The organism is Halomonas sp. 18071143 (genome assembly GCF_019211725.1).
In the GTDB taxonomy this organism is placed as follows: domain Bacteria; phylum Pseudomonadota; class Gammaproteobacteria; order Pseudomonadales; family Halomonadaceae; genus Vreelandella; species Vreelandella stevensii.
In genome coordinates this window covers 3,508,323-3,522,179 of sequence record NZ_CP078120.1, presented here as the reverse complement: position 1 = coordinate 3,522,179, position 13,857 = coordinate 3,508,323, and the positions used below count along the sequence as shown (strand labels likewise).

Below are 13,857 nucleotides of genomic sequence, written 5' to 3'. Positions count from 1 at the left end.
TTGCTGCTAGCGCAACGCCTGCCAGACCAGGTTGAGGCCCACCACGAACATGGCCATGATCACCAGACGATAAAACAGCTTTTCATTGACGCGGCTTTGCAGCCAGAGGCCGTTGCGCACCCCTATCCAGGCAACCGGTACCAGCAGCAGTGACGCCCAGGCGCTGGTCATGTTGACCTCGCCAAGCCATACGTAAGGGCCCAGCTTGATGCTGTTGACCACGGCATAGGTCACCGTACAGGTGGCAATGAACGTCTCCTTGGAGAGCTGGCGAGGCATGAGGTACATGTTCATGGGCGGTGCGCCCGCGTGGGCGATGAAACTGGTAAACCCGCAAACGCTGGAGGCGGGCAGTGCCCAGCGGGTGGAAATGGGCTTCTTCGCCACGGGCTTGAGCAGCATGTAAGCCGCAAAGGCCACGGAGAGAATGCCCAGCACCAAACGCACGCCCTCTTCGCTGAGGCTGCCAAACAGCAGCGTGCCGACGGTCACCCCGATGAACAGGCCCGGCACGAAACGCCATACCTCCGCGCGGGAGTGCTTGCCCCACCATGCCTTGACGGCAAAGGCATCCATGACCAGCAGCAGCGGCAGCAGCAGCCCCGCCGCTTGGGTAGGGCTGATCGCCAGGGCCATCAAGGGCACCGAGAGCGTGCCGAACCCGCCTGCGAATCCGCCCTTGGACACCCCGGTCAAATAGACAGAAAAGATGATCAACAGCCAGGCGATGACGGAGTAGTCAGGAAGCATGGGCGCCTCGAATGCTTGGGTCGGTTAAAGGTTAGCGGGCGAAGGACATCTTACCCGATAGACCGCTTGGCTGATCACAAAATGATCAGCGTCGCGAGTCCCAGAAACGAGAGGAATCCCACTACATCCGTCACGGTGGTCAGAATGACCGCGCCAGACAGCGCCGGGTCGATCTGCAGGCGCTTCAGCACCAGCGGGATCAGTACGCCCGAGAGGTTGGCGAGGCTCATGTTGATGAAGATGGCGAGGGTAATGACCAGCGTGATCAGGGTCTGGCCAAACCACAGGTAGGAAATGCCGCCCACCACCAGGGCCCATACCAGGCCGTTGCTCATGCCGACCCAAAGCTCCTTGTTATAGAGCCATCGCTTGTTGTTACCGGCAATTTGCCCCAGGGCCAAACCGCGTATGACCACGGTCAGGGTCTGGCTTCCGGCAATCCCTCCCATGCTGGCCACGACCGGCATGAGAATGGCGAGTGCCACGATCTGATCCAGCACCGCCTCGAACTGGCCAATGACGAAGGCTGCCAGAAAAGCCGTCAGCAAATTGATGCCCAGCCAGATACCCCGGCTTTTCGCGCTGCGTACAATGGGGGTGAACACTTCTTCTTCATCGCTGACGCCGGACATGTGTTTCAGCGTCAGGTCTGCGTCATCCTGCGTGATTTCGAGTATGTCGGCGGCATTCAATTGGCCCACCAACTGCCCTTCGCTGTTGCACACGGGCACGAAATGAAGCTCTTTCGAGCGCAGCAGGCTGGCAGCGTCGCTGACCTTCATCTGGTCATGCAAGGTGTAAGGCGCGCTATCCATGAATTCGTCGACGGAGCACTCCTGCGACTGCTTGACCAGGTCGATCAGCGTCAGCGTACCGAGCAGGCGTTTATCCTTGTCGGTCACCATGACCTGCTGAGAGTCGACATCCAGCAGCCGGTGTATACGAATGTAGCGCTGAACGGCTTCCAGGGAGACGCCTTGTTTTACATTGACCGTTTCCGGGTCCATGTAACGGCCCACCATGTCCTCTTCATAGGTGTAGAGGTTTTCGACCTGGGCGCGAATCTCCTGGTCCAGGCTGGCATAAACGGACGTTTTGATCTCTTCGTCCGCAACATCGAGAACCTCGGCGACTTCCTGAGCGTCCAGGCCTTTGACGATCTGCTCGACATCGCTGGCGGTCAGGTCTTCGATGTAGTCGGCGCGGATGTCTTCGTCGACTTCCGCCAGCACCTCACCAATGATGGTTTCGGGAATGTAGTCCCATAGCTGGTCTCGGGTCTCGGGTCTCGGGTCTTGGCAGGGAACGACTCGAGGGTGCGCGCGATGGCCAGAAAATCGAGTTCATTGAACAGTTCGTGCAGGGCTAGGGTGTCTTCGTCATTCAACAACTTTTGCAGGTACAGCAGTTGCTCTTCGGTATTGGTGTACTTCTCTTCGTCACGCATAGAGCCCATCCTCTGGGAAAACTTTTTGAAACAACTGCTTGGAAGCCCATGATGGCTCATTGACCATCTTATCGGCAGGTCAGGTTGAAAGCCACGGGGGGATTGCCCCTTGGGCAGGGTTGACCGCGATGGCCGCGACGGGCGTCGCCTCAATGCCGCGTGGCAAAGGCCACGCGGACGCCCTGCTGAAGGCGCTGTTGGTCAGAGACGGGGGGCGTGGGGTGGCCAATCATTTCATCGGCAGCCTCTGCCCAAGTCAGCGTGCCATGGGTAAAGCCCAGGGGCGCCAGGGCGCGGCTGACCCACTGGGTGCCGCTGAAGCGCTGAGTGTCGCCTTGGACCGTGCTGAGCAGGCTGACGGAGTCGTCACGATGGAGCCGGACGATGTACCAGCCCATGTCGAGCCCGTGCAGTTCGACCTCGGGCCGCGGTTCGGCAAGATGGGCCAGTTCGTCCAGGGTCAGGCGAAGGGGGAGTGGCGATGGCATGGTGTCACCTCATTGGCTTGCAGGCATGCCAGATGAGTCTAATAGATGTGACATATTTGTATAGCTTTTGTTGGGTTGGCCACCCCTCGCCAAAAAGCCCGAGCAGTTGCCCGCTCGGGCTTGGGCATGGCCCAACCACACTCGGTCTGGTCAGCCGTTGCGGAACAGGAAGCTGTAGGCATTGAGCGCGGGCACGCCGCCCAGGTGGGCATACAGCACCTTGGAGCCCGCCGGGAATTCGCCGTTGCGCACCCTATCAATCATGCCGTGCATGGATTTTCCTTCATAGACGGGGTCGGTGAGCACGCCTTCCAGGCGGGCGCAAAGGCGAATGGCCTCTAGCGTGCCGTCATTGGGCAGGCCATATTCGGGGCCGCCGTAGCGGGTGTCCAGGATCACATCGTCATCGGCAATGCCGCCTTCCAGTTCGACCAGCTCGGCGGTGTGGCGGGCAATCCGCAGAATCTGCGCCCGGGTTTGCTCAGGCTTGGCCGAGGCATCGATGCCGATCACCCGCTGGGCGCGGCCATCGGCGGCAAAGCCGACCACCATCCCGGCCTGGGTGCTGCCGGTCACCGAGCACACCACGATATAGTCGAAGGTAAAGCCCAGCTCTTTCTCCTGCTGGCGCACCTCTTCGGCAAAGCCGACGAAGCCCAAACCGCCGTAGGGGTGTTCGGAACAGCCCGCGGGAATGGGGAACGGCTTGCCGCCCTGCTGGCGCACATCCTCCATGGCCTGCTCCCAGCTAGGGCGAATGCCGATATCGAAACCGGCGGCGTCCAGGCGAACGTCGGCCCCCATGATGCGCGACATCTCGATATTGCCGACCCGGTCATACACCGCATCGGAGTAGTTCACCCAGTTCTCCTGCACGAGGACGCACTTCATGCCCAGGTGCGCCGCCACGGCAGCCACCTGACGCGTCTGGTTGGACTGGATTCCGCCAATCGACACCAGCGTATCGCAGCCCTGCTCCAGCGCTTCGGGAATGAGGTACTCCAGTTTGCGGGTCTTGTTGCCGCCGAAGGCCAGGCCGCTGTTGCAGTCCTCGCGCTTGGCATACAGCTCGACCTCGCCGCCCAGATGGGCACTCAGCCGTTTGAGAGGTGTGATCGGGGAGGGGCCGAACGTCAGTGGATAACGGGGGTAGCGTTCAAGGTTCATGGCAAGCTCCTGCATTGGCAGTCAACGCGATATACAAGGATCGCTGGGTAACGGTGGTTGGAACGTTGGCGTGCTCCCTGAGGTTTATAGTAGGCGTTTGCCTATCCTAGCGGGTTGCGAAATTAGGGCTTTATAAACAACAATGGATTGTCTAGTTGCGTTTATGGGTTTGATTAATTCGTAAATTCGTTATTTGAGTAAATAATAATGTGTGCCAAGCGGGCGGGAGGGGCCTCGGAGCCCCATGCCATGGGCAGTGAGCTGGATCGTATCGACAAGCGTATTCTCAAGCTGCTTCAGGAGGATGCGACGCTTTCCAATGTGGCGCTGGCCGAGCAGGTGAACCTCAGCCCTGCGGCCTGTTTGCGGCGTGTCGAAAAGCTGAAGCGGGACGGGGTGATCAGCCGAATCGTGGCCCACCTGAACCCGGAGCCCCTGCAGGCAGGCATGGTGGTGTTGATTGGCGTAGTGCTGGACCGCTCGACGCCAGAATCTTTCGCAGCGTTCGAGGCGGCGGCTCAAAAAGTGTCGGGCTGCATGGAGTGCCACGTGGTCACGGGGGAGTTCGACTACTTCATGCTGGTGCGCACCAGAGACAGCCAAAGCTTCAACCGGCTACACGCCGAGCAGTTGCTCTACCTGCCCGGCGTGCGCCAGATTCGTTCGTTCATGGGGCTGCGGGAAGTGGTATCGACCCACAAGGTACCTGTTTAGTCTCTGTGCAGAAAGCTCTGGAAAGGCGCATCAGGCGGTAGGTTTGCCTCAAAGTGTTTGGCCTGGGCATCAAGCCGCCGGGCTAAATAGCGTTGTAGAAGGAGGAGCCAGCGTCACCTCATAGACACGACTGATGTGCGCGGTAGTAAGCACCTTTGCCGGAGGCCCACTCGCCACCCGCTGCCCACGATGCATCAGCCATACGTGGTCCGCGAAGGTGCTGGCCAGGTTCAGGTCGTGCAGGACGCAGGCGATGGCCATCTGGTGTTGGCTGGCCCAGCGGCGTAGCTGGCGCATGAGGCGTTGCTGTTGGCCAATGTCCAGTGCGCTGGTGGGTTCGTCCAACAGCAGCAGGCCGCCGTCGGTGGCGTCGGGCAAGCGGCGTGACAGCAGTTGGCAGGCACCTCGGGCAATCATCACGCGCTGGCGTTCGCCGCCGGATAGCGAGAGGACGCTGCGGCGAGCCAGGTGAGTCAGGTCCAGCTCGTCCAGCAACTGTGCCACCAGTGCCTTCGACGGCTGGCTGCCCAGGCTCACCAGCTCTTCGGTGTGCCAGTCAAAGCCTGGGGGCTCCTGCTGGGCGACCAGCGCGCGACGGTTGGCTAGCGCCGTGATGGGCCAAGTAGGCAGGGGGTGGCCATCGAGCAACAGCTGCCCGGTTTCGCAGGGACGAAAGCCCGAGAGCAGGCTGAGGAGCGTACTTTTGCCTGCGCCGTTGGGGCCGACGATGGCCAGCAGTTCTCCCGGCAGCAGCGTGCCGCTGAGCGGTGTAAGGGCGGGGGCACGCAGCAGGCCTGCGTCGCAAAGCGTCAGCATGGTCGGTTCCGGCGCATCAGCAAATAGAGAAAGTAGGGGCCGCCCAACAGGCTGGTGAGCAGCCCCACGGGCATTTCGGCCGGTGCCCCCAGCGTGCGTGCCAGGGCGTCGGCCGCGACCAGCAGAACCGCACCGCCCAGCATGGAAGCCGGTAACAGCAGGCGATGCCCTGGGCCAAGCCATAGGCGCAGGCAGTGGGGCACCAGCAAGCCAAGAAAACCGATGACCCCGGTCAAGGCCACGCATAGGCCGACCCCAAGCGAGGTGGCGATCACGACCCGGCGCTTCAGGTGCGCGATTTCCAGCCCGGCGGCGTGGGCGGTGGCTTCGCCCAGCTGGAGTAGATCGAGCTGCGTCGCGCTGCGCAGCAGTAGCCAGAGTGCGAAGGCCACCACTCCTAGGGCAACGGCGGTAGTACGCCATAGCGCATTGGTCAGTGTGCCCATACCCCACAGGCTAAGCTGGCGCAGCTGCTCGTCGCTGGCCAGAAAGGCCAACACTCCGCCGCCAGCGCCTGCCAGGGTATTGATGGCCAGCCCCGCCAGCAGCAGCGACATCACCGCCGCACTGCCGCCGCCTTGACGGCTGGCGATACCAAAAATCAGCAGGCAAACGCACAATGCTCCCAGAAACCCTGCGGCAAACTGACCATACAGGCTGCTGGCAGCGCTGCCCTGTACCAGCACAATCCAGAGCGCCACGAACAGACCGGCTCCGCTGGCCAAGCCCAGCAGCGTGGGGTCGGCCAGCGGGTTGCGAAATAGCCCCTGCATGGCGGCCCCGCTGCCTGCCAACATGGCCCCCACGGCCATGCCCAGCAGGAGCCTGGGCAGGCGAAGTTGCCACCATACTTGCAGGCTCAAGGAGTCTGCCGTGCCGCTCAGCGCTGCCCACGGGGAGATGCCGAGCACGCCGGTGCTGGCGCTGATGGCCAGCGTGGCTACCAATGCCAACGCCAGGCCGCTCAGAACCCGGGTGGAGCGGCTCATGGTCGGTCGGCCCAGGCGCACGGAGATATAAGCGGGTTGTCGTGGGTTCATCGGCGGGCCTGTGCGGCGTGGTGACTGAGCAGGGCTTCCACCTGCTGGCGCAGCGTCAACAGGGCCTCGGGCGTGCGAGGCCCAAATCCCAGCAGTGCCTGATCATCCACCACGATCAGGCGCTGGTCGCTTCCCGCCGGGGTCATGGCCATGCCGGGCAGGCTCCAGAGTGCCGCCTCTCCGCCGAGTGCCTCCAGGCCTCGTGTGGACATGACGACGACCTCGGGGGAGTGCTGCACCAGGGCTTCTGCCGACACATTGTGGTAGCCCGTCATTTCCGCAAAAGCATTGTGCAATCCCACGGCTTGCAAAGCGGTATGGACGGCTGTCTCACGTCCGGCAGCCCTCGGGGTCAGGCCGCTGTGTTGCAGGATGAACATGGCTTGAATGTCGGGCAGTGGGGGCAAGGCGGCCAATCGCTCAAGGTCTCTGGTCAGCGACTCCGCCAGTGCTGAGCCAGCCTGCGGTTCGCCGATGTATTCACTGATATGGCGCACCTTGTGGGCAATGGCCTCCAGTGAGGCCGGGGCACTGACGACCTCTACCGCCACGCCCACCGCAGCCAACTGCTCCAGGACTTCGCGGGGGCCCGCCTGCTCGGCGGCCAGAATGCGTGTAGGCGAGACGGAGAGCACGCTCTCGGCCGAGAGCTGACGCAAATAGCCCACAGAGGGCAATGCCGCCATCTCGGGGGGGTAGACCACCGTATCGTCCCGGGCGACGACGTGCTGCTCGGCGCCCAGGGCGCTCAGGGTTTCGGCGATATCGCCTCCCAGCACCAGCCAGCGCTCGCTGGCCAGTGCGGAGGCGCTCAGCGCCAAACCCAGCAGAGCGACTCCCAGGGCTCGAAACGGCCTGAGTGCAAAGGCATGGCCTACGAGTCTCATGCCACGGCCTCACGCTGGCTCAAGGTGTTCAAGAGTTGCCGCCACTCCCGCCGTTCGCTGCGCCCTTCCTGGCGCTCTGCGTAGAGCTGCAATACCAGCGAGCCCTGCGCATCGAAGGCCTCGACACTGGTCACACCGCCATCGCGGTTGGGTTTGTTGACCACCCATAGCTGCTCGATGGCCGTGTCATTGAGGTGAAGCGTGAACTGTTCGCCAAACAGGTTCAGCCAGCCTCTGGCGCGCACGGCTGCGGGCAGCGTGCCCGTTCGGATCTGCACGCAGCCTGGGCTGGCCACAAACAGCATCAGCGGTAGCGCTTGCCGGTGCGCCTCCTGGAACAGAGTCTCCAGCGCATGGACAGGGAGCGTGTAGGTGTATTGGCCTTCCATGAGCTGATTGGCTTCCAGCCGCTCCAGGCGATGGCGCTGTAACAGGGCAAAGAACTGGTGTACGTCGCTCATGGCCGCCCACTCCTGGGCCAGGGTGGGGGCGCTGGGAAGCGGTCGCTGGGGGCGCGGCATGCTGTGAGTAAAGGCCGGTGTATCCAGTGTGCCCAGAGCGGCCAGCGCCTCCCAGGCCTCGGTGCTCGGTTCGTCCAGTGCGAAGCACTTGTGAATGGCGCAGCCGTGCTGATCGAATACCTGCAGGCTCCAGCGGTGCGTGATGGTGCCTGTGTCGGTAGGCATGGGGTCGTGTATCAGGCAGGCCCAATGCCAGTGGCTGTACAGCAGGCGCAAATCCAGCCCGCCGGGGTCGAGCATCAAGCCGGTGTGGGAGCCTCCCGCCAGGCTTGGGTAGGTGCCGTGCTGCTCCAGTACGGCCAGCCGCGAGCGGGTCAGTGCCTTCACGTGGCCCAACTGATGCCACCAGGCCGCCAGCGCCTTGGGGGCGAGTGGCAGTGTCCATACTTCCCTGCCCAGCCGGGCGGCCTGAAGCTCGCCCTCACTGATGCCAAGCCGTTCGGCGATCTCGATGGCCGGTAGGCGGGGTTGGGCAGCCCGTGCGCTGCTGAAGGCTTCCAGAATCGCGGTTTGTTGGGGGTGTGTCATGGTCGGTCTCCTGATTACCACTGCCAGTTCAGCGTGGCGAACAGGCTGCGGCCATCGCCCAGACTGCCATCCGGGCGGTACCACTCCTTGTCGCCCACGTTGGCCAGGCGCAGCGATGTGTCGAGGGCAGGGGTGACTTGCCAGGCCAGATGCAGGTCGTGCAGGCCATATCCTGGCAGCCGTTCGTCGCTACTCTGTTTGTCGAAGTCGCGGGCGAACCGGCCCTGCCAGCCCATGCGCAACGCGCGGTCGTAAAGAGCCAGTTCGCTGCCCAGGGTCATTTCCAGAGGCGTCTGGCTGCCCAGCGCTTCGCCGCTGTCGCGGTCCTTGCCCGAGACCTCGGAAAGGCCTGCAAAGCTGGTGAGTAGCGGGAAGGCGCTGGGCTGCCAGGCAAGGCGAGCGTCGTATCCCCATAGCTGGGCACGCTGCACGTTGACCGCCTGGGTGGTGCCCGCCATGATATCGACTTGGGTATCGATGAAGTCGTCTGCCCGCGTATCGAAATAGCTGGCGCGCGCTTGCCAGTCGCCCTGGTGCCATACCACGCCGCTCTCCCAGGTATGGCTGGTTTCCGGGGCCAGCTCCGGGTTGGGGATCCAGAAGTTGTCCGGAGTACAGAAGAACGGGCCTGCACAAAAGCCCGCAAAGTGCCGCTCACTGGCGTACAGCTCGGACAGGCTTGGCGCGCGGAAGGCCTCTGCATAACCCGAGAACAGCATCACGCCTTGCTGCGGTCGCCAGGCCACTCGGAAACGTGGCGATACTCGGTCGTGGACGCTGGCATCGCTGGCTTGGCCTGAGGCGTCGTAGCGGTCATAGCGCGCGCCCACGCCCAGGTCCCACTGCCCGGCGCCGCCCTCCGCCAGATAACGCCCCGCCGTGAGGGTGGTATCCAGATAGGCCGCTTGCGTGTCGATGTCGGCATGCGGGAAGCCGTTGGCACCGCCTTCCGGACGCTGGCGTGCCTGTTCCAGTTCGGCCCCGAAAACCAGCGTTTGTGATAACCAGCCATGCTCCAGGCGGTGATAGCCGTCGCTTTGCAGGCCTATGCGCTCCAGCGTGCGGCTTGCCTGAGGCTCGCTAATCTCCTGCTGGCTGAAACTGAGGCGTGAGGTGATGTCGGTTACCGGGCTGGGCTGCCAGCGATGACCCAGCTGCAGGTTATGGCTCTCCACCTCGCGATCACGCAGCGGATTGCTGGTGGTGACATCGCGCTGCTGAGGGTTGGCGGGCTGGGTAGTGTCCTCATCGTAATACTGCCAGCCGATGAACAGCCGGTGCTCGTCGTTGGGTTCCCAGCCACCTTTGACGAGCAGGCTGTTGAGGCTGGCATCCTCCTCGGCCTTATCGCCCCCCGCCCGACGTATATCTCCCGACTCGCTGCGCCCCACGGAGAACAGTCCATCTACCTGTCCTCTCGATATGTCCTGTCGGCCAAAGGCGCTCAGGTTGCCGCGCAGTTCACCGCTGGCGGTCGCCCCGCCCACTGACAGCCGAGCCCCGCTGTTTTCCCCAGCGGCCAGTAAGTCGCTGGCTTCCACCGTGGTGAAGCTCACCACGCCTCCCATGGCATTGCTGCCGTACAGGCTGGAGAGCGCCCCCCACGCCACCTGCACCTCCTGAACAAGGGCCGGGTCAAGGAAGAAGTTGCCAATGTGGCCTGTGGTAATGTCCTGGCGCACGCCATCCAGCCGCACCAACACGCCATTGCGCCCAAAGCCGCGCATGCTCAGGGTCTGGCCGTTGCGACGCCCTTGGCCTGCCACATGCAGGCCAGGCTGACGGCTGAGAATGTCCTCCACGCGGCTGGCGGTGGCGAGTTCCGTATCCGTTCGGTCAATGATGTCGATGATCAGCGGGGCGGAGGAGAGGTCTGTCGGTGCCCGTGTACCGGTGACCGTCACCGGATGAAGCGCCGAGTCGTCAGCCTGTGCGTTGAGCAGTGGCAGCAGGGTGAGGCAAATGCCCAGAGAGTAGGATGGTTTCATGAGCCAGCAATATCCAACGTAGCGTGATGGAGTAATTCGCTGGCTGGGTACGCAGGTTACCTGGCTGGCTGAAGCAAAAGGAAAATCAAGCGGTCAGGATCAATTTGCCGCTTTTCGTACGACGAAGCACATAGCGCCGCTGTTCGTGATGAATTACCAGTTGGCCATCCTGATCGAGCAGTGCCTGACTGGTAACCTCACGGGGCGAGCCAGATGAGCCTTCTGTCGGGGCATCTTTTTTATCGGGCTGCATGAGAGGATATTCCCTGTGTTAATGATAACTATTTTTATTAAGTTAACAGGGTTTGGCAATGTGCTCAAGAGGGAGAAGATCGAAAGGCTGGCAACACCCGGTTCATGCTGATGGGAAGGGGAAGAGTAAGGGGGGAAGGGTAAAAGCATCGCCGAGCAGTCTCGCCTGCTCGGCGATGGGGCAGCAATGCTTGATCACTATGAGCGCGGTGCCGCACTTAGCTCGCTGTCGCTTTCATAGGTCAAGTTGGTCTCCCAGCTTTCACTGCTGACGGCAATGGCGGCGTGAATGCCTGCGCTATCACCTGCCTTGAAGGCCTTGTAAATCGCTTTGTGGTCTTTCAAGGCAGTTTCAGGGAGAGAGCGCATGGATGTTTCCAGTGCTGCTTCGATCAGTTGCAGCAGCGTTTCTCCCACTCGAATCGTCATGGGATTATGGGTGCTGTGCAAGATGGCGCGATGGAAGGCAATGTCGTGTCGTGACGTTTGCTCGCCTGCTCGGATGGCTGCTTCCATGGCATCGATACTGGCTTGAATGCGCTGATGATCCTCTGGCGTGGCGCGTTCCATGGCTTGCAGGGTGTACGCGGGTTCAAACATCAGACGAAACTCCAGCACATCTCGGGTCATACCGCGTGCCAGGATCATGCCAAACGCCATGGGGTCCACCAAGGGGGCACCTGGCTCTCGTCGAATCACGGTACCTTGACCTCGCTTGACTTCGACAATGCCGATGGCTTGCAGCATCTTGATCGCTTCGCGAACGCTCGATTTTCCGATACCCAGACTTTGCGTGAGTTCCGTTTCTGAAGGGAGATAATCTCCCGGTTTGAGGTCGCCACGTATCAAAGCGCTTTTGATGCGCTCGAGCAGCTGCAGCGCGACGGAACTGCGCTCCATCGAATCACCGAAGGACATCGGGTTCGCAGGGTGGGTCTCAGGCTGGCGTTTCAAACTCATGTGGGCCTCGCGTGGCTCATCTGTATTCGTTGCATTCTATCAATGACTCAAGCCTAGCGGCTTGGGACACTTTATTTCATATTCTTAAAAGAAATATAGATATATTGTTTTGATCTTTTTGTGATCTTGCTTATTCTTTCCTGCTGGGTCTAGCATGATATCAGACATCTGATGTCTGGTGTTTTGGATGGCCGGACGCTTCGAGGCGAGAGTTTGCATGACGAAAAAGCACATCGTGGTAATGACTACTGGCGGCACGATAGCCAGCAAGCCCAGCGAGTCGGGCCGCAGCCAATCAGGTGCATTGAGTGGCGAGAAGTTGCTTGAGCAAGTAACGCTGCCCCAAGGGGTCGATGTCACCCTAGAGGTGATCTCGCTGCTGCAAAAACCGAGCAATGCCATCACGTTGATGGACGTGGCCGAACTCTACCGTCACGGAAGAGAGGTGCTGGAAAGGGACGATGTCGATGGCTTGGTGATCACGCACGGGACCGATACGCTAGAAGAGACGGCTTATTTTCTCTCGCTCACGCTGCCCAAGAACAAACCCTGTGTGATGACGGGCTCCCAACGCGCGCCGCATCAGCTAGGGACGGATGCCTTCAAGAACATTTGTGACGCCATCGTGTCGGCAACCCATGCGCCCCTCAGCCAGTGGGGCTGTGTCGTGGTGTTCAACGAATCACTCTTTTCCGCGCGCTATGCGCGCAAGGTCAATAGCTTTCAGCTCAATGGCTTTGAGTCGCCTGGAGCAGGCCCGATAGGTTATATCGATGGGCCACGAGTGAAGCTTTATGGCGCAGCTCTGGAAGAGACATTGCCGGTGACGGGATGGGACTGCCCGTTGCCCAGAGTGGATCTGCTGCCTGCCTACCTGGACGCTTCCCCTGCCTTACTACAAGCCTGTGTAGCAAGCGGCGCCAAGGCCATCGTGATCGATGGGCTTGGCAGAGGGCATGTACCTCCGAGCTGGATGGTGCCCATCAAAGAGCTGGTCTGCGCAGGAGTGCCCGTCGCGATCGTGAGCGGCTGTGCGCAAGGCCCGGTAAACACCAGCTATGAATTCAGCGGCAGCCTGGCTGACTTGGCATCGGCAGGGGTGCTGACGCTCAACGATATCAGTGCACGCAAGGCGCGATTGGCTCTCGCCTTGCTGCTGAGTAATTCCCCGCATGACGCACTGGGGGATGCGATGGAACGCATCATGTCCTGAGCACACTGCTTATCGTGCTCAGGGGTTGGAAGATAAAAACATAAATCACCATAACTCAATAAGGTGCTGGACATGAAACGAATGCTGACAAAAGCCACTCTCTCTGCTGCCATCGCCGTTGCCTCTATGGGGGCGGCCCAACTCCATGCTGCAGATTACACGTTCAGCTTTGCCCATGTGCTGATCGAAGATACGCCCAACGGGCAAGCCGCGCTGCGTTTCAAGGAAGAGGTAGAAGAGAAATCGGACGGCCGGATTAAAATCAACGTGCTACCCGCAGCTCAGGTGGGTGGCGATGTTGAAATCATCGAGCAGGTACAAATGGGGCTGGTCGATATCGGTATTCCCCCGACCGCGACGCTGGGCAATTTCGAGCCGCGTATGCAGATTCTCGATTTGCCGTTTCTGATTGCCGATTACGACACGATGGTCGAGGTACTGGACGGTGAAGTCGGTCGCGAAATCCTCGATACCCTGAATGGCCATAACATGGTCGGCATCAACTTCTGGGGCGCTGGTTTCCGCCATATTTCGAATAATGACCGCCCGATTGAAACGCCTGAGGATATGGCCAACATCCGCATGCGCACCATGCAAGCACCGATCATCATTTCCACCTATCAGAACCTGGGTGCCAATGCGACGGCCATGGCATTCACGGAAGTCTATAACGGCTTGCAGCAGGGGGTGGTGTCCGGTCAGGAAAACCCATTGGCCAATATCTACACCATGCGTTTCCATGAAGTGCAGGATTATCTCTCGCTCACCAATCACGCTTACCACGCTTACGCCGCGGTCATCAATCAGGACTCCTGGAACTCGCTGCCAGAGGACCTGCAGGCGGTGATGTTGGAAGCCTTCGATAATGGTCGCGACACTTCTCGTGAATTGACCCTTCAAGATGAGGAAACCATTCTGGAAGCGATCAAAGACGAGATCGCCATCAACGAACTCACCTCCGAACAGCGTCAAGCCTTTATCGCTGCCAGCATGCCAGTGCATGAAGAGTACGAGAATGTCGTGACTACCGAGCTGCTGCACAAGGTTTATGACGCGGTAGGGATCGACTACTAAGGCGGGGTTTCA

At 60.9% G+C, this 13,857-nt stretch carries 15 protein-coding genes; 3 read left to right on the top strand and 12 right to left on the bottom strand.

Annotated features, from left to right (window positions below; genetic code table 11):
* Positions 1 to 6: 6 nt before the first annotated feature.
* The 5 genes from KVY02_RS16515 to KVY02_RS16500 all read right to left on the bottom strand — a co-directional run bounded on the left by KVY02_RS16515 (position 7) and on the right by KVY02_RS16500 (position 3,852).
* On the bottom strand, positions 7 to 750 hold the full coding sequence (locus KVY02_RS16515; RefSeq protein ID WP_081136022.1) for a sulfite exporter TauE/SafE family protein: 744 nt from the start codon (positions 748 to 750) through the stop codon (positions 7 to 9).
* A 74-nt stretch (positions 751 to 824) separates the two neighbouring features.
* Entirely contained in the window at positions 825 to 1,982 is a 1,158-nt protein-coding gene (locus KVY02_RS16510) for a magnesium transporter (protein WP_256357528.1), read from the bottom strand.
* A complete protein-coding gene (locus KVY02_RS18425; RefSeq protein WP_256357527.1) occupies positions 1,931 to 2,197 on the bottom strand; it encodes a hypothetical protein in 267 nt (88 codons plus the stop codon). The genes KVY02_RS16510 and KVY02_RS18425 overlap by 52 nt, the downstream gene beginning before the upstream one ends.
* Before the next feature lie 149 nt (positions 2,198 to 2,346).
* Positions 2,347 to 2,685 (bottom strand): DUF6482 family protein, encoded by a 339-nt coding sequence (locus KVY02_RS16505; RefSeq protein ID WP_218313956.1) that lies wholly within the window; start codon positions 2,683 to 2,685, stop codon positions 2,347 to 2,349.
* Between the two features lie 150 nt (positions 2,686 to 2,835).
* Positions 2,836 to 3,852, bottom strand: coding sequence for a 1-aminocyclopropane-1-carboxylate deaminase (locus tag KVY02_RS16500; RefSeq protein WP_153842957.1), 1,017 nt, complete (start codon positions 3,850 to 3,852; stop codon positions 2,836 to 2,838).
* A gap of 207 nt (positions 3,853 to 4,059) precedes the next feature.
* Between KVY02_RS16500 and KVY02_RS16495 the strand changes: the two genes are divergently transcribed.
* Positions 4,060 to 4,566: an Lrp/AsnC family transcriptional regulator gene (locus tag KVY02_RS16495; protein WP_039175023.1), complete on the top strand. Its 507-nt coding sequence runs from the start codon at positions 4,060 to 4,062 to the stop codon at positions 4,564 to 4,566.
* A 69-nt stretch (positions 4,567 to 4,635) separates the two neighbouring features.
* On the opposite strand, the gene KVY02_RS16490 is transcribed toward KVY02_RS16495, so the two are convergent.
* From KVY02_RS16490 to KVY02_RS16460, 7 genes are all read right to left on the bottom strand, one after another.
* Positions 4,636 to 5,382: an ATP-binding cassette domain-containing protein gene (locus tag KVY02_RS16490; protein ID WP_218313955.1), complete on the bottom strand. Its 747-nt coding sequence runs from the start codon at positions 5,380 to 5,382 to the stop codon at positions 4,636 to 4,638.
* A complete protein-coding gene (locus tag KVY02_RS16485; protein WP_256357526.1) occupies positions 5,376 to 6,422 on the bottom strand; it encodes a FecCD family ABC transporter permease in 1,047 nt (348 codons plus the stop codon). Before KVY02_RS16485 ends, KVY02_RS16490 begins: the two co-directional genes overlap by 7 nt.
* Positions 6,419 to 7,309: a heme/hemin ABC transporter substrate-binding protein gene (locus KVY02_RS16480; RefSeq protein WP_218313954.1), complete on the bottom strand. Its 891-nt coding sequence runs from the start codon at positions 7,307 to 7,309 to the stop codon at positions 6,419 to 6,421. Before KVY02_RS16480 ends, KVY02_RS16485 begins: the two co-directional genes overlap by 4 nt.
* A complete protein-coding gene (locus KVY02_RS16475) occupies positions 7,306 to 8,358 on the bottom strand; it encodes a ChuX/HutX family heme-like substrate-binding protein (protein ID WP_218313953.1) in 1,053 nt (350 codons plus the stop codon). Before KVY02_RS16475 ends, KVY02_RS16480 begins: the two co-directional genes overlap by 4 nt.
* 14 nt (positions 8,359 to 8,372) lie before the next feature.
* Positions 8,373 to 10,346, bottom strand: coding sequence for a TonB-dependent receptor domain-containing protein (locus KVY02_RS16470; RefSeq protein WP_218313952.1), 1,974 nt, complete (start codon positions 10,344 to 10,346; stop codon positions 8,373 to 8,375).
* Positions 10,347 to 10,431: 85 nt separating this feature from the next.
* Positions 10,432 to 10,599, bottom strand: coding sequence for a hemin uptake protein HemP (gene hemP / locus KVY02_RS16465; RefSeq protein WP_016915235.1), 168 nt, complete (start codon positions 10,597 to 10,599; stop codon positions 10,432 to 10,434).
* 197 nt (positions 10,600 to 10,796) lie between these two features.
* A complete protein-coding gene (locus KVY02_RS16460) occupies positions 10,797 to 11,558 on the bottom strand; it encodes a FadR/GntR family transcriptional regulator (protein ID WP_256357525.1) in 762 nt (253 codons plus the stop codon).
* Between the two features lie 187 nt (positions 11,559 to 11,745).
* Here KVY02_RS16460 and KVY02_RS16455 point away from each other — a divergent pair, with 187 nt between their 5' ends.
* Together KVY02_RS16455 and KVY02_RS16450 are read left to right on the top strand one after the other, a co-directional pair.
* The gene (locus KVY02_RS16455; protein WP_256357524.1) at positions 11,746 to 12,771 is read left to right on the top strand and encodes an asparaginase; all 1,026 of its coding nucleotides are present in this window, start codon (positions 11,746 to 11,748) and stop codon (positions 12,769 to 12,771) included.
* Positions 12,772 to 12,843: 72 nt separating this feature from the next.
* Positions 12,844 to 13,845: a TRAP transporter substrate-binding protein gene (locus KVY02_RS16450; protein ID WP_218313951.1), complete on the top strand. Its 1,002-nt coding sequence runs from the start codon at positions 12,844 to 12,846 to the stop codon at positions 13,843 to 13,845.
* The last annotated feature ends 12 nt before the right edge of the window (positions 13,846 to 13,857 follow it).